Annotated in this window: 21 protein-coding genes, 2 tRNA genes and 2 pseudogenes; 6 read left to right on the top strand and 19 right to left on the bottom strand. The window is 65.4% G+C overall.

The features are described from left to right. Position 1: 1 nt before the first annotated feature. Positions 2-1,438: a 3-isopropylmalate dehydratase large subunit gene (gene leuC, locus VNW74_RS26850; RefSeq protein ID WP_325682505.1), complete on the bottom strand. Its 1,437-nt coding sequence runs from the start codon at positions 1,436-1,438 to the stop codon at positions 2-4. A gap of 84 nt (positions 1,439-1,522) precedes the next feature. Between leuC and VNW74_RS26845 the strand changes: the two genes are divergently transcribed. Together VNW74_RS26845 and VNW74_RS26840 are read left to right on the top strand one after the other, a co-directional pair. After that, entirely contained in the window at positions 1,523-2,224 is a 702-nt protein-coding gene (locus VNW74_RS26845; protein WP_325682503.1) for an IclR family transcriptional regulator, read from the top strand. Positions 2,225-2,282: 58 nt separating this feature from the next. Continuing rightward, on the top strand, positions 2,283-2,783 hold the full coding sequence (locus VNW74_RS26840; protein WP_325682501.1) for a PPOX class F420-dependent oxidoreductase: 501 nt from the start codon (positions 2,283-2,285) through the stop codon (positions 2,781-2,783). A 14-nt stretch (positions 2,784-2,797) separates the two neighbouring features. On the opposite strand, the gene VNW74_RS26835 is transcribed toward VNW74_RS26840, so the two are convergent. From VNW74_RS26835 to VNW74_RS26815, 5 genes and pseudogenes are all read right to left on the bottom strand, one after another. Continuing rightward, positions 2,798-2,870 (bottom strand) — tRNA-Glu (locus tag VNW74_RS26835). 593 nt (positions 2,871-3,463) lie between these two features. Continuing rightward, positions 3,464-4,801 carry a cytochrome P450 gene (locus VNW74_RS26830; RefSeq protein WP_325682499.1) on the bottom strand — a complete coding sequence of 446 codons (1,338 nt, stop codon included), beginning with the start codon at positions 4,799-4,801 and terminating at the stop codon, positions 3,464-3,466. A gap of 114 nt (positions 4,802-4,915) precedes the next feature. Continuing rightward, positions 4,916-5,149: pseudogene (locus VNW74_RS26825) on the bottom strand (nucleoside hydrolase); the annotation flags it as partial. 114 nt (positions 5,150-5,263) lie between these two features. Further along, positions 5,264-5,335 (bottom strand) — tRNA-Gln (locus tag VNW74_RS26820). A gap of 256 nt (positions 5,336-5,591) precedes the next feature. Next, complete coding sequence (locus VNW74_RS26815) at positions 5,592-6,398, bottom strand: fumarylacetoacetate hydrolase family protein (RefSeq protein ID WP_325682497.1); 807 nt, start codon at positions 6,396-6,398, stop codon at positions 5,592-5,594. A 96-nt stretch (positions 6,399-6,494) separates the two neighbouring features. On the opposite strand from VNW74_RS26815, the pseudogene VNW74_RS26810 reads away from it, so the two are divergent. Further along, positions 6,495-7,571 (top strand): annotated as a pseudogene (locus tag VNW74_RS26810) (MFS transporter); the annotation flags it as partial. Positions 7,572-7,704: 133 nt separating this feature from the next. On the opposite strand, the gene VNW74_RS26805 reads toward VNW74_RS26810, so the two are convergent. After that, entirely contained in the window at positions 7,705-8,715 is a 1,011-nt protein-coding gene (locus VNW74_RS26805) for a 3-isopropylmalate dehydrogenase (protein ID WP_325682495.1), read from the bottom strand. 73 nt (positions 8,716-8,788) lie between these two features. After that, positions 8,789-10,375 carry a phosphoglycerate dehydrogenase gene (gene serA, locus VNW74_RS26800; protein ID WP_325682493.1) on the bottom strand — a complete coding sequence of 529 codons (1,587 nt, stop codon included), beginning with the start codon at positions 10,373-10,375 and terminating at the stop codon, positions 8,789-8,791. Positions 10,376-10,469: 94 nt separating this feature from the next. Here serA and wrbA point away from each other — a divergent pair, with 94 nt between their 5' ends. Beyond that, complete coding sequence (gene wrbA, locus VNW74_RS26795) at positions 10,470-11,069, top strand: NAD(P)H:quinone oxidoreductase (RefSeq protein ID WP_325682491.1); 600 nt, start codon at positions 10,470-10,472, stop codon at positions 11,067-11,069. 175 nt (positions 11,070-11,244) lie between these two features. On the opposite strand, the gene ilvC is transcribed toward wrbA, so the two are convergent. From ilvC to VNW74_RS26780, 3 genes are all read right to left on the bottom strand, one after another. After that, positions 11,245-12,246, bottom strand: a complete 1,002-nt coding sequence (gene ilvC / locus VNW74_RS26790; RefSeq protein ID WP_325682529.1) for a ketol-acid reductoisomerase — start codon at positions 12,244-12,246, stop codon at positions 11,245-11,247. A 52-nt stretch (positions 12,247-12,298) separates the two neighbouring features. Continuing rightward, entirely contained in the window at positions 12,299-12,811 is a 513-nt protein-coding gene (gene ilvN, locus VNW74_RS26785; protein WP_325682489.1) for an acetolactate synthase small subunit, read from the bottom strand. A gap of 61 nt (positions 12,812-12,872) precedes the next feature. Then, entirely contained in the window at positions 12,873-14,723 is a 1,851-nt protein-coding gene (locus tag VNW74_RS26780; RefSeq protein ID WP_414686789.1) for an acetolactate synthase large subunit, read from the bottom strand. A gap of 327 nt (positions 14,724-15,050) precedes the next feature. On the opposite strand from VNW74_RS26780, the gene VNW74_RS26775 reads away from it, so the two are divergent. Beyond that, positions 15,051-15,389 carry a PH domain-containing protein gene (locus tag VNW74_RS26775; protein ID WP_325682526.1) on the top strand — a complete coding sequence of 113 codons (339 nt, stop codon included), beginning with the start codon at positions 15,051-15,053 and terminating at the stop codon, positions 15,387-15,389. A gap of 27 nt (positions 15,390-15,416) precedes the next feature. On the opposite strand, the gene VNW74_RS26770 is transcribed toward VNW74_RS26775, so the two are convergent. Next, the gene (locus tag VNW74_RS26770) at positions 15,417-16,274 is read right to left on the bottom strand and encodes a DoxX family protein (protein ID WP_325682487.1); all 858 of its coding nucleotides are present in this window, start codon (positions 16,272-16,274) and stop codon (positions 15,417-15,419) included. Between the two features lie 167 nt (positions 16,275-16,441). On the opposite strand from VNW74_RS26770, the gene VNW74_RS26765 reads away from it, so the two are divergent. Further along, positions 16,442-17,563 (top strand): PQQ-dependent sugar dehydrogenase, encoded by a 1,122-nt coding sequence (locus VNW74_RS26765; protein WP_325682485.1) that lies wholly within the window; start codon positions 16,442-16,444, stop codon positions 17,561-17,563. Positions 17,564-18,131: 568 nt separating this feature from the next. On the opposite strand, the gene VNW74_RS26760 is transcribed toward VNW74_RS26765, so the two are convergent. The 7 genes from VNW74_RS26760 to VNW74_RS26730 all read right to left on the bottom strand — a co-directional run. Continuing rightward, positions 18,132-18,587 carry a flavin reductase family protein gene (locus tag VNW74_RS26760; protein ID WP_325682524.1) on the bottom strand — a complete coding sequence of 152 codons (456 nt, stop codon included), beginning with the start codon at positions 18,585-18,587 and terminating at the stop codon, positions 18,132-18,134. 80 nt (positions 18,588-18,667) lie between these two features. Next, entirely contained in the window at positions 18,668-19,519 is an 852-nt protein-coding gene (locus tag VNW74_RS26755; protein WP_325682483.1) for an alpha/beta hydrolase, read from the bottom strand. Positions 19,520-19,536: 17 nt separating this feature from the next. Beyond that, on the bottom strand, positions 19,537-20,472 hold the full coding sequence (locus tag VNW74_RS26750) for a S1C family serine protease (RefSeq protein ID WP_325682481.1): 936 nt from the start codon (positions 20,470-20,472) through the stop codon (positions 19,537-19,539). 51 nt (positions 20,473-20,523) lie between these two features. Next, entirely contained in the window at positions 20,524-21,288 is a 765-nt protein-coding gene (locus tag VNW74_RS26745) for a DUF6390 family protein (RefSeq protein WP_325682479.1), read from the bottom strand. Positions 21,289-21,291: 3 nt separating this feature from the next. Continuing rightward, entirely contained in the window at positions 21,292-22,434 is a 1,143-nt protein-coding gene (gene hypD / locus VNW74_RS26740) for a hydrogenase formation protein HypD (protein WP_325682477.1), read from the bottom strand. 15 nt (positions 22,435-22,449) lie between these two features. Next, positions 22,450-22,722 carry a HypC/HybG/HupF family hydrogenase formation chaperone gene (locus VNW74_RS26735; protein ID WP_325682476.1) on the bottom strand — a complete coding sequence of 91 codons (273 nt, stop codon included), beginning with the start codon at positions 22,720-22,722 and terminating at the stop codon, positions 22,450-22,452. 34 nt (positions 22,723-22,756) lie between these two features. Further along, the coding region (locus VNW74_RS26730) for a HypE family hydrogenase expression/formation protein (protein WP_325682474.1) at positions 22,757-23,320 on the bottom strand (564 nt) is incomplete at its 5' end.

Genomic DNA, 23,320 nt, shown 5'->3' with positions numbered 1-23,320 from the left:
GTTAGTTCAAGTCGGCCGGCGCGGACAGCTTCCCGCGGACCGCGGTGGCAGCGGCGACGGCAGGCGACACCAAGTGGGTGCGGCCACCCTTGCCCTGTCGTCCCTCGAAATTGCGGTTTGACGTTGCCGCGCAGCGCTCCCCCGGCGCCAGCTGGTCCGGATTCATCCCGAGACACATCGAGCACCCAGCCTGCCGCCACTCGGCACCCGCAGCCGTGAAGATTTCGCCCAACCCTTCTTTTTCGGCCTGCGCCCGTACCCGCATCGATCCCGGCACAACCAGCATCCGCACCCCGTCGGCGACTTTGCGGCCTCGCAACAGGTCGGCTACCACGCGCAAATCCTCGATGCGGCCGTTGGTACACGACCCGACAAACACGGCATCCACGGCGATGTCGCGCATCGGGATTCCGGGTCGAAGGTCCATGTACGCCAGCGCCTTCTCGGCGGTCTGGCGCTCGTTGTCATCGGTCATCAGTTCGGGATCAGGCACCGTGCCTGCCAATGGCACTCCCTGGCCCGGATTTGTCCCCCACGTGACGAATGGCGTCAACGAAGCGGCATCCAAATACACCTCGGTGTCGAACTCGGCACCTTCGTCGGTAGCCAGCCGATCCCAATAGTCCAGCGCCGCATCCCACTGCGCGCCGGTCGGGGAATGGGGGCGTCCACGCAAGAATTCGTAGGTGGTCGTATCGGGTGCAACCATCCCCGCCCGGGCCCCGGCCTCGATACTCATGTTGCAGATCGTCATCCGCGCCTCCATCGAGAGCGATTTGATGGCGCTGCCCCGATATTCGATGACGTGGCCTTGGCCACCGCCGGTGCCGATCTTGGCAATCACCGCAAGGATGATGTCCTTGGCCGTCACGCCGGCAGGCAGCGTCCCGTCGACGTTGACGGCCATGGTCTTGAACGGCCGCAGCGGAAGTGTCTGGGTGGCCAGCACGTGCTCGACCTCAGAAGTGCCGATTCCCATCGCCAATGCGCCGAAGGCGCCGTGCGTCGAGGTGTGGCTGTCACCGCACACGATCGTCATTCCCGGCTGAGTCAGACCCAACTGCGGGCCGACGACATGCACGATGCCCTGATCGATATCGCCCATCGGGTATAGGCGGATCCCGAATTCGGCGCAGTTGCGCCGCAGCGTCTCGACCTGGTTGCGCGAAATGGGGTCGGCGATCGGCTTGTCGATGTCGATGGTCGGCACATTGTGGTCTTCGGTGGCAAGCGTCAATTCGGGTCGGTGCACGGGGCGGCCGGCAAGGCGCAGACCGTCGAATGCCTGCGGACTGGTGACCTCGTGGACCAAGTGCAGATCGATATAGATCAGGTCGGGCTCGGCGCCTCCGCCGGAGGCCACCACGTGGTCGTCCCAAACCTTCTGCGCCAGCGTGCGCGGCCGCGCGGCATCAGTGTCGGCTGAAGTTTTCTTCACGAGGTCATCCCGATTCCCTTGGTTGTGGCCGACCGATGCGGCGCCATAACTTGATCTCACTATGCGAGACGCTAGTATCTCTCTGTGAGACAGGATAGCGGCATCGGCGTTCTCGACAAAGCCGTGGGGGTACTGCACACCGTCGCGGAATCACCATGCGGGTTGGCCGAATTGTGCGATCGCACCGGTCTGCCCAGAGCCACTGCACACAGATTGGCCGCCGGCTTGGAGGTCCATCGCTTACTCGCCCGCGATGGCGATGGCCGTTGGCGGCTGGGCCCGGCGGTCGGCGAGCTGGCCGCTCACGTCGGCGACCCACTACTTGCGGCAAGCGCAACGGTGCTGCCGCGGTTGCGCGACATCAGCGGCGAAAGCGTGCAGCTGTACCGTCGCGACGGCACCTGGCGGATCTGCATCGCCGCGGTGGAACCGCCTGCAGGCCTTCGCGATACCGTTCCGGTCGGCGCGCGGTTGCCGATGACAGCGGGTTCCGGCGCCAAGGTTCTGCTGGCATACAGCGACGACGCCACTCGGCAGGCGGTACTACCTACCGCAAAATTCAGCGACCGCGCACTGGCCGAAGTCCGGCGCCGTGGTTGGGCCCAAAGCGCAGCCGAGCGCGAGCCCGGAGTAGCGAGTGTGTCTGCGCCGGTACGCGATGCCCGCGGTACGGTGATCGCCGCCATCTCGGTGTCGGGTCCGATCGACCGCATGGGCCGCCGCCCCGGCGCCCGCTGGGCCGCCGATCTGCTGGCGGCCGCCGATGCCCTTACTCGCCGACTGTGAAGCACGCCTTGATCGCCCGCCCGGCGAGCTCGCGCTCGCGACCTGACACACTGTCGCCATGGGAAGCAACCAGCGCGCACAGATCGTCATGTCGCAGGACGAGATCACCGACTTCGTCAACAGCAGCCGCACCGGCACGCTGGCCACGATCGGCCCGGACGGGCAGCCGCACTTGACCGCGATGTGGTACGGCGTGGTCGACGGCGAGATCTGGTTGGAGACCAAAGCCAAGTCGCAGAAGGCCGTCAACCTGACGCGCGATCCGCGGGTGAGCTTTCTGCTCGAGGACGGCCAAACCTATGACACCTTGCGCGGGGTTTCCTTTGAAGGCGTCGCCGAGATCGTCGATGATCCCGACGCCATCTTCCGGGTCGGAGTCAGTGTGTGGGAGCGCTACACCGGCCCGTACACCGACGAGATGAAGCCGGCGGTGGACATGATGATGAATAAGCGGGTCGCCGTGCGCATTGTCAGCCGGCGGACCCGATCGTGGGACCACCGCAAGCTTGGGATACCCCACATGCCGGTGGGCGGGTCGACCGCGCCCGCTGCCGGCTAGTGCCGGCAGACAAGTAGCCCCGATGGGATTCGAACCCACGCTACCGCCGTGAGAGGGCGGCGTCCTAGGCCGCTAGACGACGGGGCCAGAACTGATCCGAGGTGCCAGCATAGCTCACCGGCATACGCCCACCTAATTACTCTGAAGTGTGAAATCCGCCCTGCTTGTCGCAGCTGCCATGGTGTCGGTGGCTCTGCATCCTGCGCCCGCCAACGCTGACAACTCAGACGACGACGACCCCGGCTTTTCAGTCGACGGCCGAATGCCAGGCGTCGAGCAGTGGCCGCCGGTGTGCTCCAGTCAGCCGCTCGCTGGTTCGCTCCACTACGACCCCGGCTCGGGTACGTGGGCCCGCCCAAACCCGGAGCCGGCGCACTGATAGAAAAGGAAGCGAATCGCGATGAAGCGCAGTCGTAGAGGCGGAGTCGAAGACCTCTGCTTTAAGACAGTGCGCGGCGACGGCGGCAACAGCAAGACAGTCCGTAGCGCCTGACACGGCAAGGGTCGCGTTGGCGCGCCCGCTATGTCGCCGACGATGGCCGTGAACATTCGAAGCAGTTCGCGATCAAAGCGAAAGCGCGGCGGTGGCTTGTTCGGCAGACGGCGGCGGTCGTGCAAGGCAAGCACGTCGCCCCGCGGGACGCGGACATCGACGGGTCGGATTGGTCCGCCGATCGCTGCTATCCGGCTCGCCTGTTGGGCTCGAACGGCAAACTGAGCACACCTCGCATGAAGTTGGTTTTCATCAGCTTCGGCTCACCGGCGATGAAGTCGGGCATCTGGCGGTGCAGTTCGCGGAACAGTGACCGCAGCATCGATTTGGCGAGATGGGTGCCCAGGCAGTAGTGGACACCTCCACCGCCGAAGGCGATCTGCCGGTTGGGGTGGCGCCCCAGATCGAAGGTATCGGGATCAAACACCCCGGCGTCGCGGTTGCCGGAGGCATACATCAGCACGACCTTGTCACCGGGCAGGATGCGTTGTCCGCCGAGCTCATATTCGGCAACCGCCGTGCGCCGGAAGGTCAACACCACCGATCCCCAGCGCAGGAACTCTTCGACTGCACCGCCGATGCGGTCTTCGAAGTCGTCCCACAACCACCGGCGCTGATCGGGAAAGTCGGTGAGCGCCTTGACCGCAAAACTGGCCGTGTGGCGCGTCGTGTCGGTGGCCGCGACCGAGAACAACACCATGATTGCCGCGATCTCGCTGTCGGTGAGTTTTTCGCCGTCGACCTCGGCCTGCACCAAACTGGTCAACAAGTCGCTCTCCGGCGATTTACGTCGCTGCGCGGCCAGCTCCTCGGCGATCGCACGGATAGCCAGCACCGCAGCAACATTCACCTCGCCGGCATCGCGTCCGGCCAGCAATTCCGGGTCGGCCCACGCGACGAGTTCGTCGGCGGCGTGCGCCACCGCCGGCCGAAACTCCTCGGGTACACCGAACATGTCGCCGAACATTTGGATGGGCAGGTGCTTGGAAATATCAGTGACGAAGTCGACCGATTCTCCCGCGGCGTCCTTTTCGGCGGCGGTAGCCACAATCCGGCGGGCCCGCGATGCGATGTCATCGTCGATGCGCCGGATCTGACGCGGCGTGAACGTCGATGCGACCAGCCGGCGCAGCCTGTTGTGTTGGGGATCGTCCATGGCCAAAAACGATTGGGCCAGCTCCTGGTGTTCCCGCGGAAGCTGATCAAAATGCACGCCGTAGCGTGACACGAAGACATCGTTGCGCTGGCTGACCTCAACGATGTCGTCGTGGCGCACCACTGCCCAGAAACCAACGTCGTCCGGGTCCGGGGACACGGCGGTTTCGATCGGCCGCTGCCAGCTGACCGGCCGCTGCTGACGTAATCGGGCGAAGATCTCATCCTGCTCACTGAAATCTTTGTTCCAGAATTCGTCGGTGGAGATGTTGGGTTCGTCATACGGGCGGGTTGCGGCGACGTCATTAGTGGGGGGCAGGTCTTCTTCGCCGACGTGCAGTGCTGTGTCATCGAATGATGCGGTGGCCATCGCAACTCCTTACTTCTGGTGGCTCGGTTGTCGGCGTGGCTGGGCAACCGGTCGGAGGGCTCTGGCCGGGCGATCCCCGGAGGGTCCGGTGCGACGATTGTGAGTTTAGGCGTCTCAGCCCAGCCGACGTGCGAACGGCCCGATTCGGTCGATGAACTGGTCGAAGAACACCGCCGGATTGACGTCGACACCGATGCGCACGTTGGGTTCTCAGCCCCAGCGTCCCGACCAGTCGGTCACCGTCATGCCGCGGGTCGGCGTACCCGTCAGCTCGACGTCCACCGTCGCCGCCCGGGTCGCCACCAGCTGCGGTCCTTCTTCTAACGCGACCGCGGCGGCCCGCGGATTGGACGCCGACGAGCAGGTGCGGAGCCATAGTCATTACGGTCCAACACTACTGCGTACGCACTTTTTGCAGATGGCGCATACACGCACGGTTGGTGCACGTCAGAGCGGTTTGTGCTGGGGTACCAGGACTCGAACCTAGAATGGCTGAACCAGAATCAGCTGTGTTGCCAATTACACCATACCCCATTGGCTGCCTAAAACAGCTGGTCAAGGGCTTACCGCAGACGACGTCAGGGTCGTGCGGCCGCTGCTGCCAGCCGTTATGGGCCGACGTGCAGACTACCAAACAATCCGGTCGCTTCTCACTCGCGCCCGATTCGGGCGCGAGCCAGTGCTGTCACCTTCGGCGTCGGCGTCCCTGCGCAGCGCACAGCGAATCAAGCCGATATGCGGGATGCCGTTGGCGATGGGTAGAACCGAACCCATACGCCGACCACTTCGGTCAGGATTTTCCTTTGCGGACAACCGGATTGGCCAATGTTCCAATTCCTTCGATGGTGACGCTGACGGTGTCGCCGTCTTCGATGGGTCCAACACCCGCCGGCGTGCCGGTGAGGATGATGTCGCCGGGCAACAATGTCATCACCGCCGAGACCCATTCCACGATCGCGCCGACGTCGTGAATCATCAACGACGTGCGGCTGTCCTGTTTGACCTGACCGTTGACCTCGGTGCGCAGTTCGAGATCCGCCGGGTCCAGAGGGCTCAAGTCGGTGACGACCCAGGGCCCGACCGGGCAGAACGTGTCGTGACCTTTCGCTCGCGTCCACTGGCCGTCGGCCTTTTGTTGGTCGCGGGCAGACACGTCGTTGGCGATGGTGTAGCCCAGGATGCTCTCGGCGGCACGCTCGGCTGAGACGTCCTTGCAAGGCCGACTGATGACGGCCGCCAACTCGCCCTCGAAATGCACGGGCGACGCCTCAGCCGGCAGTCGGATCGGCACATTCGGCCCGATGATCGCGGTGTTGGGCTTGAGGAAGATCACCGGGTCGGCCGGCGCCGGTCCCGTTGTGCCGCCCATCTCGGCGATGTGATCGGCGTAGTTCTTGCCGATGCAGACCACCTTGCTGGCCAGCATCGGGGCCAGCAGTCGCACGTCGGCCAGCGGCCAGGAGCGGCCGGTGAAAGTCGGGGTGCCGAAGGGGTGTTCGGCGATCTCACGGGCAGTCATCCCGCCGGGCTCGTCCGGCTCGCCGTCGATGGTCACGAACGCGACACCGTCAGGACTGGCAATTCGGCCGAGGCGCATTCGCGTGAGCCTAGCCTGGCGACGACGCGGGCCGGCAGGGATGGGTCGGTTATCGCTTTAACCCCAGTACTCACCTCGCTGTGCGAGCATGGATCGATGCCGACGGACCCGACCGGCACGGTCAGCCTTAGTCCGGGCCGACGCTGGTCGATCGTCATCGTTTCGCTCGTGGTGACGGCGAGCGTGTTCGTCTTCATCAACGGCGTCGCTTTTCTCATCCCCGCGTTGGAGGACGATCTGGGCACGCCGCTGGCCGAGGCGGGCTTGCTGTCGTCGATGCCGAGCTTCGGCATGGTGGTGACGCTGATTCTGTGGGGCTATCTGCTGGACAGGGTGGGCGAACGCATCGTGCTGACGGTCGGCTCAGCGCTGACCGCGGTAGCCGCCTACTTCGCGACGACGGTCCACTCGATGGTCTCGTTCGCTGCGCTGCTGTTCGTCGGCGGCATGGCGGCCGCCAGTTGCAACTCGGCCGGCGGTCGTCTGGTCTCCGGGTGGTTCCCGCCCGAGCAACGCGGCCTGGCGATGGGCGTTCGCCAGACCGCGCAACCACTGGGAATCGCGTTGGGCGCGCTGGTCATTCCCGAGCTCTCTGAGCACGCCCCGTCGGCGACGTGGGGGCTGATATTTCCGGCCGTGCTTTGCGCGGCGTCAGCGGTGGCCAGCCTGGTGGCCGTCGTCGACCCGCCGCGCAAGCAATGGGAGGCGGCCACTGAACAGGAGTTGGCCAACCCTTACCGAAAGACACACGTACTGCAGCGGATTCACGCGGTCGCTGCGCTTCTGATGGTGCCGCAGACGGTGACTGTGACATTCATGCTGGTCTGGCTGATCGCGAATTACCGGTGGTCGATCACGTCGGCAGGAGCATTGGTCACGCTGTCACAGCTGCTCGGGGCCGTGGGCCGGGTTGCAGTCGGCCGGTGGTCGGACCGGGTCGGCTCCCGGCTGCGGCCGGTGCGCATCATGGCGGTGATGGGCGTCCTGGTCCTGGCCGGGTTGGCCTTGGCCGATCATCTGCGCTCATCGCTCGCTGTGCCACTGATGGTCGTGGCGTCGCTGGTCTCGGTGCTCGACAACGGGCTGGAATCCACCGCGGTCACCGAACACGCCGGACCGTTCTGGAGCGGGCGGGCGCTGGGCCTGCAGAACACCTATCAGCGGTTGATGGCGGCCGGCGCGCCTCCGGTGTTCGGTGGGCTGATCGCCGCCCACGGGTATCCGCCGGCATTCGCGGTTTGCAGTATTTTCCCCCTGCTGGCGGTGCCGGTCGTACCGGCCGAGGTGTTACCGCCCGGCCTGGAAACTAGAGCGCGGACGCTATCCTTTCGCCGACTTCGACGGTGGATAGCTTTTCGGTCGGGCGACTGGCCAGATGGGACGCCACGGCCCGGTCCACTCGCGCGGCGGCAGCGTCTTCGCCGACGTGGGAAAGCAGCAACGCCACCGACATGATCGCGGCGGTCGGATCGGCGATTCCCCGACCGGCGATGTCGGGTGCGCTGCCGTGCACCGGCTCGAACATCGACGGGTTGGTCCGGGTGGCGTCGATATTCCCGCTGGCCGCCAGACCGATGCCGCCGCATACCGCGGCGGCCAAATCGGTGATGATGTCACCGAATAGGTTGTCGGTCACGATCACGTCGAACCGGCCCGGATCGGTGACCAGGTGGATGGTCGCGGCGTCCACGTGCTGATAGGCCACCTCGACGTCCGGATACTTCTCGCCGATTTCCTGCACGATCCGCGACCACAGCGATCCAGCGAACGTCAGCACGTTCGTCTTGTGCACCAGGGTCAGATGCTTGCGACGTTGCCGCGCGCGCTCGAAAGCGTCTTCCACGACGCGGCGGACACCGAACGCGGTGTTGATACTGACCTCGGTGGCCACCTCATGCACTGTGCCCCTTCGGATCACACCGCCAGTTCCCGTGTACGGGCCTTCGGTCCCCTCCCGGATCACCACGAAATCGATGTCGGGATTACCGGCCAGCGGGCTGCGCACGCCCGGATACAGCCGCGCCGGGCGCAGGTTGACGTGGTGGTCCAGCTCGAAGCGCAGCCGTAGCAGCAGACCCCGCTCGAGCACGCCGCTGGGCACCGATGGATCCCCGATCGCGCCAAGCAGAATCGCGTCATGGGCCCGCAACTCGGGAAGCACCGACTCCGGCAGCACTTCGCCCGTCGCGTGAAATCGCCGCGCCCCCAGGTCGTAATCGGTCTTCTCCACGCCGGGCAGCACCGCGTCGAGAACTTCGACCGCTTGAGCAACAACCTCCGGCCCGATCCCGTCGCCCGGAATGACCGCTAACTTCACGAGCGCCGCTCTCCCCCGCAAGCGGGCGGTACCCCCACAGCATCGCTCCAATTTGTCTTGTCGCCGGCGCGTTTCACGACAGGTCAACCACTTCCAGCATGTTGGCCGCAACGGCGGACCTGATGTCGGAGCGGACATCGGCGGGGATGTCACGGTCCACCCGGAGCAGGATCGTCGCGCCCGGGCCTTCGGCGTCTTCGGACAGCTGAGCGGCCTGAATGTTCACGCCCGCAGTGCCGAGCAGCGTGCCGATCTTGCCCAGTGCTCCAGGCTGATCGGCGTAGTTGATGACAAGGTAGATGCCCTGGGCGCGTAGGTCGAAGTTGCGACCGTTGATCTGCACGATCTTCTCGACCTGCTGTGGGCCTGACAACGCGCCGGCCACGTTGACGACCGACCCGTCGGAGGCCACCGCGCGGACGTCGACGACACTGCGGTGGTTGGGACTTTCGGTTGCCGTGCTGATGTCGGCGGACACGCCGCGCTCCTCAGCGATCGCGGGGGCGTTGACGAATGTCACCTGGTCCTCGATGACCGCGGAGAACAGCCCACGCAATGCCGAAAGTCGCAGCACCTCAACATCTTCGCCAGCCAACTCGCCGCGCACCAGCACCGACAGCGAGGTCGGCAGTTCCTCGGAGAGCGCACCCGCCAGCACGCCGAGCCGACGGACCAGGTCCAGCCACGGCGCCACTTCTTCGTTGACCACGCCGCCGCCGACGTTGACCGCGTCGGGAACGAATTCACCGGCCAGCGCCAGCTTCACGCTTTCCGCGACGTCGGTGCCGGCACGGTCCTGGGCCTCTTCGGTCGAGGCACCGAGGTGCGGCGTCACGACCACTTGCGCCAGTTCGAACAGCGGGCTGTCGGTGCATGGCTCTTTGGAGTAGACGTCGAGGCCCGCCGCGCGAACATGTCCGCTGGCGACGGCGTCGGCCAGCGCCGCCTCGTCGACCAGCCCGCCGCGGGCGGCGTTGACGATGATCACTCCCGGCTTCGTCTTGGCCAGCGCATCTTTGTCGATCAGGCCGGCGGTCTCGGGCGTCTTCGGCAGATGCACCGAGATGAAGTCGGCGCGCCCTAGCAACTCGTCGAGGGACAGCAACTCGATGCCGAGTTGGGCCGCACGCGCCGGCGACACGTACGGATCGTAGGCGACGATGTGGGCCTCGAACGCAGCAAGCCGCTGGGCCACCAGCTGACCGATGCGGCCGAGACCGACCACGCCGACGGTCTTGCCGAAGATCTCGGTGCCCGAAAACGACGACCGCTTCCACGCGTGCTCGCGCAGCGAAGCATCGGCAGCGGGAACCTGACGGGCCGCGGCCAGCAGCAGGGCCAATGCGTGCTCGGCGGCGCTGTGGATGTTCGACGTCGGGGCGTTGACGACGAGCACGCCGCGTTCGGTGGCGGCGTCCACGTCGACGTTGTCCAGCCCGACGCCGGCGCGCGCCACGATCTTCAGCTTGGGTGCGGCACTCAACACTTCGGCGTCGACGGTCGTGGCCGAGCGGACCAGCAGGGCGTCGGCCTCAGGCACCGCAGCCAGCAGCTTTTCTCGGTCCGGGCCGTCGACCCAGCGCACTTCCACCTGGTCGCCCAGCGCGGCGACGGTCGATTCGGCAAGTTTGTCGGCGATTAAGACAACAGGCAGGCTCACCCGGCCAGCCTAATGGTGTTGTCTGAAGCGATGGAGGCCGGTGCACGGTGCGCAAGTCCGTGTTTGAGATCGGCGCCACGTCTACGATGACACCGTGACGAAGCTGGCGATCATCTACTACTCGGCAACCGGCCACGGAACGACCATGGCGAAGCGCGTCGCTGCGGCGGCCGAGTCCGCGGGCGCCGAGGTCCGGTTGCGACACGTCGCCGAAACACACGACCCGGAATCGTTCGCGCACAACCCGGCCTGGACAGCGAACTATGAAGCGACCAAGGACCTTCCCACGGCCACCGCCGACGACATCGTGTGGGCCGACGCGGTGATCTTCGGTTCGCCGACTCGATTCGGCTCACCCGCGGCACAGTTGCGTACCTTCATCGACTCGCTGGGCGGACTGTGGGCCGACGGCAAGCTCGCCGACAAGGCGTATGCGGCGTTCACGTCGTCCAACACCGTGCACGGCGGTCAGGAAACCACCCTGCTCGCGCTCTACATCACGCTAATCCATTGGGGCGGCATCATCGTCGCGCCGGGCTACACCGATCCGTGCAAGTTCGTCGACGGCAATCCGTACGGGGTGAGCCTGGTGGCCACGCATGACAACATCGCCGAGTTCGACGACGCGACCGGCAACGCCCTGGACCATCTGGCCCGCCGGGTGGTGGCGGTCGCCGGCCGCCTCACGTCGTGAAAAGCCGTCGCATTTGACGGCGCGCGACGGTGTCGTCGATCACCGCAACCATCCGTGAGGGATTTGACGACGCGGCGCGATTGAGGGCACGCCCTCCTGCGCGAAGGCGCGACATCGACGCTAGCGCAACGACACGCCGAAACGGTCAGCGCTAGCTTCGATCTCGCTGAAAGCCTTAGGCGGTTTCGGTGATCGGGCGGTCGACCCAGCTCATCAGGTCACGCAGCTTCTTGCCGACGACCTCGATGGGGTGTTCGGCATTTTCCTTGCGCAACTGTTCGAGCTGCTTGTTGCCGCCCTCGACGTTGGCGACCAGCTTCTTGACGAAGCTGCCGTCCTGGATGTCGCGCAGGATGCTTCGCATCCGTTCCTTGGTGTCGGCGTCGATGACTCGCGGACCCGACAGGTATCCGCCGAATTCGGCGGTGTCGGACACCGAGTAGTTCATCCGGGCGATGCCACCCTCGTACATCAGGTCGACGATGAGCTTGAGCTCGTGCAGCACCTCGAAGTACGCCATCTCCGGCGGGTAGCCTGCCTCGACCATGACGTCGAAACCTGTCTTCACCAATTCCTCTGTGCCACCACATAATACGGCCTGCTCGCCGAACAGATCGGTTTCGGTTTCGTCTTTGAAGGTCGTCTTGATGACGCCGGCGCGGGTGCCCCCGATGCCTTTGGCGTAGGACAACGCCAGCGCCTCGCCGTTACCGTTGGGGTCTTGGTCGACGGCGATCAGACACGGCACGCCCTTGCCGTCGACAAACTGGCGACGAACCAAGTGGCCCGGCCCCTTTGGGGCGACCATCGCCACGGTGACCTCGGCGGGCGGCTTGATCAAGTCAAAGTGGATGTTGAGCCCGTGACCGAAGAACAGCGCATCGCCGGGCTTCAGGTTGGGCTCGATTTCGTTCTTGAAGATATCCGCCTGCGCGGTGTCGGGTGCCAGCAGCATGATCACGTCGGCCCACTTGGCCACCTCGGCTGGCGTGTCGACGTCCAGGCCCTGCTCCTCGACCTTGGCCCGAGACTTCGAGCCCTCCTTCAGCCCGACGCGCACCTGGACCCCGGAATCGCGCAGGCTCAGCGAGTGTGCGTGCCCCTGGCTGCCGTACCCGATGACGCCGACCTTGCGGCCCTGAATGATCGACAGGTCCGCATCGTCGTCGTAGAACATCTCCAAAGCCACCTCAATGTCTCCTTTTTTCTAGGCTCTCGGATTCGAATGGTTACTTTGCCGTGCCGATGCCGCGTGGACCGCGGGACAACGACACCACTCCCGATTGGACGATTTCGCGGATACCGAAGGGCTCGAGTACCCGCAGCAGCGCCTCGATCTTGCCGCGGTCACCGGTCGCTTCGATTGTCAACGATTCGGGTGATACGTCAATGACCTTGGCGCGGAACAGGTTCACCGCCTCGATCACCTGGCTGCGGGTGCCGGCGTCGGCCCGCACCTTGATCAGCGCCAACTCCCGGGCCACCGACTTGTCGTCGTCCTGCTCGATGATCTTGATGACGTTGATGAGCTTGTTGAGCTGCTTGGTGATCTGCTCGAGCGGTGTCTCCTCCGCGGAGACGACGATCGTCATCCGGGACATGTCTTTCTGCTCGGTCGCGCCGACGGCGAGCGATTCAATGTTGAACCCACGCCGGGAAAATAACGCAGCCACACGCGCGAGCACACCGGGTTTGTCTTCGACCAGCACCGACAACGTGTGCGTCTTCGGCGATCCAGTCATATGCGCCGCTCCTCCTGGTCTTTTCGGATCGCACTGCCGTGTTGATCGTCGCCGGCGCGCATCAGGCGTGTCCTTCGGACTCGTCGTCAAAGAGCGGGCGGATGCCGCGGGCAGCCTGAATCTCGTCGTTGCTGGTTCCGGCGGCAACCATCGGCCACACCTGTGCGTCGGCGCCCACGATGAAGTCGATCACCACCGGCCGGTCGTTGATCGCCCGAGCCTGGTTGATCACGTCGACGACGTCTTCTGCACGCTCGCAGCGCAATCCGACGCAGCCCAGCGCCTCGGCCAACTTGACGAAGTCCGGGATGCGATGCGAGTGGGTGGCCAGGTCGGTCTGCGAATACCGCTCCCCATAAAACAGCGACTGCCATTGCCGCACCATGCCAAGGTTGCCGTTGTTGATCAGCGCCACCTTGATCGGCGCGCCCTCGATCGCGCAGGTCGCCAGCTCCTGGTTGGTCATCTGAAAACAGCCGTCGCCGTCAATCGCCCACACCTCTGTATCCGGGCGAGCGATCTTGGCGCCCATGGCCGCCGGGATGGCGAAACCCATGGTCCCCAGCCCGCCGGAATTCAACCAGGTGCGCGGCTTTTCGTACTTGATGAACTGCGCCGCCCACATCTGGTGCTGGCCGACACCGGCGACGTACACCGCATCCGGGCCCGCGATCTCACCCAGCTTCTCGATGACGTACTCGGGGCTCAGGCTGCCGTCGCTTTGCGGCCCGTAGCTCAACGGGTAGGTGGCCCGCACATCGTCGAGGTAGTCCCACCAGGCCGCGATGTCGCCATGGCCCGGCACCTCGTCGTGGCGCAGCATCTCGATCAGATCGGTGATGACGGCCTTGACGTCACCGACGATCGGCACGTCGGGGTTTCGGTTCTTGCCGATCTCGGCGGGGTCGATATCGGCGTGGATGACCTTGGCCTCGGGGGCGAACGAGTCGAGCTGTCCGGTCACCCGATCGTCGAAACGGGTGCCCAGCGCGATCAACAGGTCACTGCGCTGCAGCCCCGCCACCGCCGCCACCGTGCCGTGCATGCCCGGCATGCCCAGGTGCTGCCGGTGGCTGTCCGGGAACGCCCCTCGCGCCATCAGCGTGGTCACCACCGGAATGCCGGTCAGCTCGGCAAGTTCGCGCAGCTCCTCGGTGGCCTCGCCCCGGATGACGCCGCCGCCGACGTAGAGCACGGGTTTGCGCGCGGCGGCGATCAGTTTGGCGGCCTCGTGAAGCTGGCGGTTGTGCGGTTTGGTGTTCGGCTTGTAGCCGGGCAGGTCCATGTGCGGCGGCCAGCTGAACGTGCACTGGCCTTGCAGCACGTCTTTGGGGATGTCGACGAGCACTGCCCCGGGCCGTCCGGAGGACGCGATGTGGAAGGCCTCGGCCAGCACCCGGGGGATCTCGTCGCCGTTGCGGACCAGGAAGTTGTGTTTGGTGATCGGCATGGTGATACCGGAGATGTCAGCCTCCTGGAAGGCGTCGGTCCCGATCAGCGAACGCCCGACCTGTCCGGTGATGGCGACCACCGGGATCGAGTCCATCTGCGCGTCGGCCAGCGGAGTCACCAGGTTGGTGGCACCGGGACCCGAGGTGGCCATGCAGACGCCGACTTTCCCGGTGGCGTGTGCGTAACCGCTAGCGGCGTGGCCCGCGCCCTGCTCATGGCGAACCAGCACGTGGCGTAGCTTTTTCGAATCGAATAGCGGGTCATAGACGGGTAGTACCGCGCCGCCAGGGATGCCGAAGATGACGTCGACGTCAAGCTCCTCCAACGACCTGATCACCGACTGAGCGCCGGTCAGTTGTTGCGGTGCAACGTGTTTAGGCGGCGCCGGCGTCTTTGGCTTGGCCAGCGTTCCGTTGAGGGGTTGCGACGGCTGTGGCGGCCGCGTAGTGGGAGCGCTCACTGGTTCCTCTTTAAGTCCTGATGGTTGGTGTCGGAGGTTGATTTTGGAATATTGGCAAGAAAAAACCCCCGCCAGCTCAGCGGCTGCACGAGGGTTGCGCGTTGGTGCTCGAAAGCTATCCCGGCGTGGGCTAGTCAGCCACCAACGCGCCGACCAATTACTACGAGCATTTCACGGCTGTCCATAACGTTCGACGGTAGCCTCCGCACAGGTCAGACGTCAAATCCCGGTTGTTGGGGCCGCCGGGTTGGGTGCCATGATGCACAGGTGGTTACCGATTCATCGGACACGCCCCCTACGCCGCCGGTGGTGATCAACATTTCACCGATGGCTCACTTCGCGGTGGGTTTCTTCGCTCTCGGGCTGCTGATCCCGGTCTTCACCTGGCCGGCGACCGCGCCGCTACTGATCATCCCGGTGGTCTTGTCGGCATTGATCATTCGGCTGCGCACGGAGGCCGACCGAGACGGCGTGACCGTGCGCACGCTGCTCGGCAGTCAGACTGTGCGCTGGGCGGACATCGACGGGCTGCGGTTCAACAAAAGCTCATGGGCGCGTGCCCAGCTCAAAGCCGGGGGCACGTTGCGATTGCCCGCGGTTACCTTCGCCACCCTGCCGCTGCTGACCGAGGCCAGCGGCGGCCGCGTGCCCAATCCGTACAGCTGATCGGGGTTTGATCGGGGTGAGCGCAGCTCAGCTCACCGGGTTGGCGCCGTTGAGCAGCACCCAGAGCGCGACGCCGGCGCCGATGCCCACTACCAGTGCGGCAAACGACCCGATGAACGGGCGCCGCGCCCAGCCGCGACCGGCGTCGAACCCGTAGCGCCCCGGCCCGACCAGGATGACCGTGGCGGCCATGACGATGAGGGTGATCTCGTATTCGTGTCCGTCCGGAAGGAAGAACGGAAAGGACCTCGCACCGTGCTGGGCCGACATCCCGGCGAGCAGGCTGTTGATCAGGTAGGCCAGCGCGCCCGCAGCGGCCAGTGGGGTGAATAGCCCCAGCACCAGCAGTACGCCGGCGGCAATCTCGCCGCCGGCGGCGCAGTAGGTGAGGATGCCGGCGTGCTGGTAGCCGATATCGGACAGCGAGTTTTTGAATCCGTTCAGTCCCTGGCCGCCCCACCAGCCGAACAGTTTCTGAAGTCCATGTGCGACGAGCACCGCGCCGAGCCCAACCCGCAGGATGAGCAGCCCGAGATGTTGCGTGCCGCGCCGATGGGCGGCGCGCACCCGCTCGTCATCGGGGTGGTGCTCATGTTCGTCGATTGTCTCGGTGCCGAATGCCGAGTGCCGGCCGTTGGATTGGGGCTGGTACGGCAACGGCTGGTGCCCGCCGATCAGCCCGTATGCCGAGCTGGAAGAGCGGACACTGCTGGAGTCGTTGGCGTCGTAGTGCGGGATCGTGGTCGTCTCGAAATCGCCTGCATATGTGGCTGACGGCAGGTCGTCCTCCGGGTCGACCAGGCTTGCTGAGGCCGGCCGCACCGGAGTTGGCACCGCGGAATCGTCCGGCCGCTGCCAACGTGAGTCACTCGATTGACTGGTCACGGTGTCAGGGTAAGGGCAACTCGGCCTGAATTGGGGATTTGAGCGGCGCTTTCGCTGTGCTGATTAGCGTGTCGCCGTGCGTGGGCCACCGTTTGCCGGCAATTACGAAAAGACGCGCGCCACCCCGTCGCGGGCACCTGAGCCGAGATATCCGTAATCTGGCTGCTATGCAGTCGTGGTGGTCGGGACGGCGCGGGCTGACCGCGCTCTGCTCAACGCTGCTGGTTTTGGCCGGTTGCACGGAGTTCAACAATTCCGCATCGCAGCCTTTCACCACCGAGCCCGAACGCCATGCGCCGCCGAGTTCGACGCCCCCGCCGCCACCACCGTTGCCTGACAAGCCGTTTCCCAAGGAGTGCCCGGCACCAGGGGTAATGCAGGGCTGCCTGGAAAGCACCAGCGGCCTGCTCATGCAGCCTGACAGCAAGTCGGCACTGGTCGCCGAGCGGACCACCGGCGCCGTCAAAGAGGTGTCGGTCAGCGCCGAGCCGAAGGTGAAGACCGTCATCCCGGTCGACCCGGCCGGTGACGGCGGGCTGATGGATATCGTGCTCTCGCCGACCTACTCGCAGGACCGGCTGATGTACGCCTACGTCAGCACCCCGACCGACAACCGGGTTATCCGTGTCGCCGACGGCGATGTTCCGAAGGACATCTTGACCGGGATCCCGAAAGGTGCCACCGGCAACACCGGCGCGCTGCTGTTCACCAGCCCCACCACGCTGACAGTGCTCACCGGCGATGCGGGCAATCCGGCGATGGCCGCCGATCCCGCCTCGCTGGCCGGCAAAGTCATCCGCCTCGAGCAGCCCACCACGCTGAACCCGGCACCGCCCACCACGGCGCTGAGCGGTGTCGGCGCGGGCGGCGGCCTGTGCACCGATCCCATCGACGGCTCGCTCTACGTCCTCGACCGCGCTCCCACGTCCGACCGGTTGCAGCGCATCACCAAGGACTCGAAGGTCTCCACGGTGTGGACGTGGCCGGATCGGCCGGGTGTGGCCGGCTGCGCGGCGCTCGACGGCACCGTGCTGGTCAACCTGATCAACACCAAGCAGACGGTGGCCGTCCACCTCGCGCAGGGAACCGGCGCGGTAACCGGGCCGCCCGACGTCGTCCGTCAGGACAGCCACGGCCACGCCTGGGCATTGCGGATGTCGCCGGACGGCAACGTTTGGGGGGCGACGGTTAACAAGACCGACGGCGACGCCGCCAAGCTCGACGACGTGGTGTTCCCGCTGTTCCCGCAGGGCGGCGGCTTCCCGCGGGCCAACGAGGACAAGACCTAAAGGGCTGGGCCACGCCGCAACGGCCTGAATAGAAGCAGGGTGCAAATCTCCCCGTTGTCTGAGCCGGCCAGTTTACCGATGTGCAGCGATCAAATGCACCAAGCGTTCCGAACTGCGGAGTATGTTCCGGGTACTCGCTGGTCGGGAGGTCGCCGTGGCGCAAATTGGTGACACGCAATTGCCGCACTCGAAGCCGCCGCGCTCGAGCGCTGTTTGCGCCGCGGTCAAGGTGACTTGGCGCCGAGGTTCTTTCGCGCTGCCGCCAAACACGTCGGCGTGGCGTGGCAGCTCGCCGTCGGAGGGGACCTGGCCTGCCCGAGATTGACGGGCCCAGGCCGTTATCGATGCGGCTGGCCAACAGATATGTCGATCGGGTGCAGACCGCCGCTGAGACGAATCTCGCAGTGGCGGGGCAATTCCTGAAAGTTGCCGGCTTTTCCTCGCCTCCCGCAAGCCTTTTCGCACCTTCGGTCGCTTTTCGGGTCGCCGCCGTCAACTGGCGGCGAGGGCGGGCACGTAATCGTGAACTCGCTTCGACGTCGACACCGGGCGGCCTAGTTCGCGGACCTCACGCCTCGTGACCCGGCTCCATATCGGCGACGTCGGGGAAGCTGACCAGATCGTCTGAGCTTTCAGGGGCGTCTCCGGTGACGGGTTCCAACAGGTATCCGATGTGGTCGCCGAGCTCGATCCGCTCGAGCGTCTTGCCGACGAACCATGCCACCGCGTCGTCGAGAATCGGCATGCCCTGCGGACCGGTGTGCCACGAGCAGTGATCGAATTTGTTGACCTGGTCCCCGGTTTGACCTCCGAAAAGGCGGGCCAACCCGATGTGGCGGCGGGACAACACGTGCACCGCCAGGTGATCGGATCGCGCTGCCACTCCAAAGGTGTGGTTGTTCTTGGACAGCCCGACCAGAAACCGTAAGGGCCGCATGCTGGTTTGGGTGGCAAAGCCGACCAGGCAACCCGACGGGTGACCGTCGGCTTGGGTCGTCACCACAAACATCGTGTAGTCCAGCATCCCGACCAACCGGTCGAAAAATTCGTCGCCCACATCACCATCATCACCCGACGTCGCCGACGATCCGGGTGCACGCTCGATTACGACGCGCTAGGACCGCTTTCGCCGTCCACGAACAGAAACTCGTCGACGAGACTGCTCACTACCGTGGGGTCCTCCAGTCCGGCGAGATGAGCCACCCTGTCGAGTACACGAATCGACGCGTTAGGAATGGCATCGGCCATCGCGATCGCTTCTCGCGGCGGGAACGTGGCGTCTTCAGCGCCCGCGACAACCAGCACCGGTGTCGTGATGCCGCCCAACAACGCCCGCTGGTCGGGTCGGGCCGGGACCACGCTCTTCACCGCCCAGGCGGCAGACGCGATATTGACCGATTTCACCGCCGAACGAACATGTGCCACAACGTCGGGACGCTCCCTGAAGGTCGTCGGCCCCAAGAAAGCCTTGAGCACCGGTCGGGTCAGGACGGGCCCTATTTCTCCTTGCCATTGCGCAAGCCGGAGCAACATCGCGAATTGGACCTTCTGGCGGATGCCGGCCCGGCCGGCGGTGCAATTCATCAGGACCGCCCGGCCGATCCGGTCCGGATGAGTCGCGGCGAACGTCGCGCCGATCATGCCGCCCCACGAGTTGCCGACGAAATGGGCTCGTTCAATGCCGAGCCCGTCGAGGATGTCGACAACACAGCGAGCGCAATCGTCGAACGTGAACATGCCCGTCAGGGGCTGACTTCCGCCCTGGCCCGGCGGGTCGATCAGGATCACCTGCGAGCGCCCCACGAGATCATCGGCCACGCCATGCCACATGTCGCCGGTCATCAACAGACTCGGCCAGAACACGATCGGGGTGCCCGTTCCCCCGACCTGGACCCGCACCCTTCCGAGCACGGTGTCCACCGTCCGCACGCGAAGCTGATCGCCGATGCCAGTCATCCCTCACCACGATACGGTCAGCGGTCGGCGAGTTCGCGAGGTGTCACGAACACGTCGACGAGGGCGCCGTTACGCCACACCGTCATTTCGATACGGCGCGCGATCGCGTCCTCGACCATCAGCTGCTGAATCGCGGTGGCGGTCACGACATTTTTGCCGTCGACGCTGACCACGATGTCTCCCCGTCGCAGACCGGCTTCGGCGGCGGGACTACCGGCGACCACGCTGGCGATCTGCAGGCCATGGGTAGTGCCGAGTTTCGTGGCGGCGGCCGGCGGCACCGGTATGTGCGCACCGGCGATGCCCAGCCACGCCCGGCGCACCCGGCCGGTATGCATCAGCGCCGCGATGATCTTGTGGGTGGATGCGTTCATGGGTACCGCCAATCCGAGGCCGATGCCCGCGACGGCGGTGTTGACACCGACCATCCGTCCGCGCCCGTCGGCCAGCACGCCGCCGCTGTTGCCCGGATTGAGCGCGGCGTCGGTCTGGATCACTTCGTCGACAACGCGGCCCGATTTGGTGGGTAGCGAGCGTCCGAGTCCGGAGACGATGCCGGCCGTGACGCTACCGGCCAGGCCCAGCGGATTGCCGATCGCCACGACGAGTTGTCCGACTTGCAGATCCTCGGCGCGGCCCATCGTCACCGGCACGGGAACGGCACCTCGTGCCTTCAGCACGGCCAGGTCGGAAAGCTCGTCGCGACCCGCGATATCCGCGGCCAACGTGGTGCCATCGGCGAACGTCGCTTCTGCGGACCGGGTTCCGGCGACGACGTGAGCGCTGGTCAACAGGTAGCCGTCGGGAGTGATGACGCTTGCGCTGCCGCCGCCATTGCCGCGGCGGCTGCGCACCGCGATGCTGGCCACGCTGGGCAGCACCGCTTGCGCGACCGCCGTGACCACGGCCGAGTAGGCATCCAGAGCGTCAGCGTCCGGGCGATTTTCAGGCATAACCGCCTCAGCGTCGTCACCGGTTGCGTTATGCCCCTGTTCGCCGTCGGCTTAGACCCGCGCCAGCCGCTGATTGGTCACCGCGAGTTGCCGGACGGTCGCGTCGGCCAGCGTCCGGATCTGCTCGGGCCGCAGCCGCCCGCACAACCGGCCCCAGTGGATCGCGACCTCGTCACCGACGTCGACGTCGGGTACAGCGCTGTAGCCGTCGGCCCAGACGTCGAGGCGGCGCGCCGACGGTTCGGAGAGGGCCAGCACATCGCCGTCCAAAACCAGCCGTTGACACGACACCTCGACGCCATCGCCGTCGCGGGAAAGTACTGTGCCCCAAGCGATCCGGCAGTTATCCAAGACACCCATCGGATGCTCGTCGAGGCTTCCCCCTTTTAGGCCCAGCAGCCGCGACCACGGGTACACCCCGAACACGTGGAAGCAGTGATTGGCCGCCGCTTCGGACACCAGATCCGGGCCGAGATGCGACCAGTAGCGCCCCGCCTGCGGGCCGATGATCGCGAGCAATGCGTCGACGAACTCGCCCGCGTCCAGGTTGGCGCCGAGACCGCCGCCCAGCCAGTAGGACTCCACCAGCTGGTAGTCCAGCGGGTCAGCGATGCCGGTCAGCTTCGAGAGCACCTGCAAATAGGGCCAGGCACCGGAGAATTTTGCCGCGGCCGTCCGAACCTCCTCCACCGACCCGTCCCGCAGCGTCGCCCCCAACGGCGGACCGCAGTAGCCCAGCGCGTTCGGCGCGTAGGCGTAGCGGGCGAACATCTCGGTTCCCCGAATGTCCCGTTTGTCAGAGGCCGGCGCCGACACGGGTCAGGCCCGCCCGGACTCCACCAGCTTGAGGGCGTCTTTGTGCATTCGCCCGAAGTTGTAGTAGGCCGCGCAGGCCCCTTCCGGGGACACCATGCAGGTTCCGATCGGAGTCTCCGGGGTGCATGCGGTGCCGAAAACCTTGCATTCCCAAGGTTTCAGCACGCCCTTGAGCACCTCACCGCATTGGCAAGCCTTCGGGTCGGCGACTCGCACACCGGGCATCGAATAGCGCAGTTCGGCGTCGAAGTCCGCGAAGTCATCGCTGAGCCGCAGCGCGCTTTGCGAGATGAACCCCAGGCCCCGCCATTCGAAGTGCGGACGCAGCGCGAACACCTTGCCCATCAGCGCCAGGGCCGCGGGGTTGCCCTCTTCGGGCACCACCCGCGAGTACTGGTTCTCCACCTCGCAACGGCCTTCGCGAATCTGCGTCAACAGCATCGCGACCGAGGCCAGAATGTCCAGCGGCTCGAAACCTGCGACCACCAAAGGCTTTCCGTACACCTCGGGCACGAATCGGTATGGCCGGTTGCCGACAACTGTGGAGACGTGGCCCGGTCCGATGAAGCCGTTCAAGCGCAGGTCTGGTGAGTCGAGGATGGCCTTGATCGGCGGCACGATCGTGACGTGGTTGCAGAACACGCTGAAATTGGGCAGGCCCAGATCGCGGGCCCGCACCAACGTGACCGCGGTGGACGGGACGGTGGTCTCGAATCCGATGGCGAAGAACACCACCTGTTTATCCGGGTTGTCGGTCGCGATCTTGAGCGCGTCCAATGGCGAGTAAACGAACCGCACGTCGGCGCCGCGTGCTTTGGCGTCCAGCAGGCTGCCATTGGACCCGGGCACCCGCATCATGTCGCCGAAACAGGTGAAGATCACGTCGGGTTGTTCGGCCAGCCACATCGCGTCATCGATGCGACCCATTGGGATCACGCATACCGGACAACCGGGACCGTGAACGAGTTCGACGTTTTCCGGCAGCAGGTGTTCGATGCCATGGCGATAGATGGTGTGGGTGTGGCCACCGCACACCTCCATGAACTTGAAATGATCGGCGCCATCGCCGGTACCGGCGAGGTGTTCGATCGCGACCAGCAATTTGCGAGCCGCCGCCGGGTCTCGGAATTCGTCAACGAATTTCATGTCGTTTCCTCCTCGTCAGACAATCGCCGACGAATCGAAGGCTTCTATTTCGCTGGTGTAGGCGTCGCCGAGCTTCTTGACGGCCGCCAACGTGAGCAACGCTTCGGTCTCATCGATCTTGGCCATCGCGAAACCGACGTGCACCAGCACCCAGTCGTCGGGTTCGGGCATCTCGTTTTCCAGCAGCCGCACCGAGATGGTGCGCTGCACACCGTTGACGTCGACCTTCGCCAAGTAGTTCTCGGCGTCGGTGATCTCGACGATCCGCCCCGGGATTCCCAGACACATGTGCGCTCACTCTCCTCTTTTTCGCCAAGCTTTCTCAGCAGATCCTCGGCAGCGGGTCGCCGACGAGCATGTCGACGATCCGGGAACCACCGAAACCAGTTCGCAGGACAACGGTTTCGGCGGGTTCGGCAACGATCTGCCCGACGTCGGCGGCCTCTGCGCCCAACGGATGTGACCGCATCGCCGCCAGACCGGCCTCAGCCTCCTCCGGCGCGACGACGGCAATGAACTTGCCCTCGTTGGCGACGTAAAGCGGGTCGATACCGAGTAGTTCGCACGCGCCGCTCACCATCGGGTGCACCGGGAGGCGATCCTCTTCCAGCAACACCCCCAGACCACAAGCCTGGGCCAGTTCGTTGCAGACGGTGCCGACGCCGCCGCGGGTCGGGTCACGCAGCCAGCGCGTCGACGGCGCGGCCGACAGCAGCAACTCCACTAGCGGGCTCACCGCGGCCGTGTCGGAATGAATGTCGGCCTCGATGGCCAGGTCACCACGGGCCAGCATCACCGCCATCCCGTGATCGCCCATCGACCCCGACAACAGCAGCTTGTCGCCCGGCCGCACCGATGCTGGCGACAACTGGCGACCCACCGGGAT

The sequence above is a fragment of the Mycobacterium sp. genome (assembly GCF_035570115.1).
In the GTDB taxonomy this organism is placed as follows: domain Bacteria; phylum Actinomycetota; class Actinomycetes; order Mycobacteriales; family Mycobacteriaceae; genus Mycobacterium.
Note: the sequence above shows the minus strand (reverse complement) of the source record. Positions and strands in the feature narration are given on the sequence as shown.

Excerpts from the sequence above, each read along its gene's own strand:
- VNW74_RS26735 (WP_325682476.1), bottom strand. The coding sequence starts at position 22,722 with ATGTGTCTGGGAATCCCGGGGCGGATCGTCGAGATCACCGACGCCGAG.
- VNW74_RS26840 (WP_325682501.1), top strand. The coding sequence starts at position 2,283 with ATGGGAAGCAACCAGCGCGCACAGATCGTCATGTCGCAGGACGAGATC.
- VNW74_RS26755 (WP_325682483.1), bottom strand. The coding sequence starts at position 19,519 with ATGACTGGCATCGGCGATCAGCTTCGCGTGCGGACGGTGGACACCGTG.
- VNW74_RS26830 (WP_325682499.1), bottom strand. The coding sequence starts at position 4,801 with ATGGCCACCGCATCATTCGATGACACAGCACTGCACGTCGGCGAAGAA.
- VNW74_RS26765 (WP_325682485.1), top strand. The coding sequence starts at position 16,442 with ATGCAGTCGTGGTGGTCGGGACGGCGCGGGCTGACCGCGCTCTGCTCA.
- VNW74_RS26775 (WP_325682526.1), top strand. The coding sequence starts at position 15,051 with ATGGCTCACTTCGCGGTGGGTTTCTTCGCTCTCGGGCTGCTGATCCCG.
- VNW74_RS26750 (WP_325682481.1), bottom strand. The coding sequence starts at position 20,472 with ATGCCTGAAAATCGCCCGGACGCTGACGCTCTGGATGCCTACTCGGCC.
- ilvC (WP_325682529.1), bottom strand. The coding sequence starts at position 12,246 with ATGTTCTACGACGACGATGCGGACCTGTCGATCATTCAGGGCCGCAAG.
- ilvN (WP_325682489.1), bottom strand. The coding sequence starts at position 12,811 with ATGACTGGATCGCCGAAGACGCACACGTTGTCGGTGCTGGTCGAAGAC.
- VNW74_RS26760 (WP_325682524.1), bottom strand. The coding sequence starts at position 18,587 with ATGCTGGACTACACGATGTTTGTGGTGACGACCCAAGCCGACGGTCAC.
- VNW74_RS26815 (WP_325682497.1), bottom strand. The coding sequence starts at position 6,398 with ATGCGCCTCGGCCGAATTGCCAGTCCTGACGGTGTCGCGTTCGTGACC.
- hypD (WP_325682477.1), bottom strand. The coding sequence starts at position 22,434 with ATGAAATTCGTTGACGAATTCCGAGACCCGGCGGCGGCTCGCAAATTG.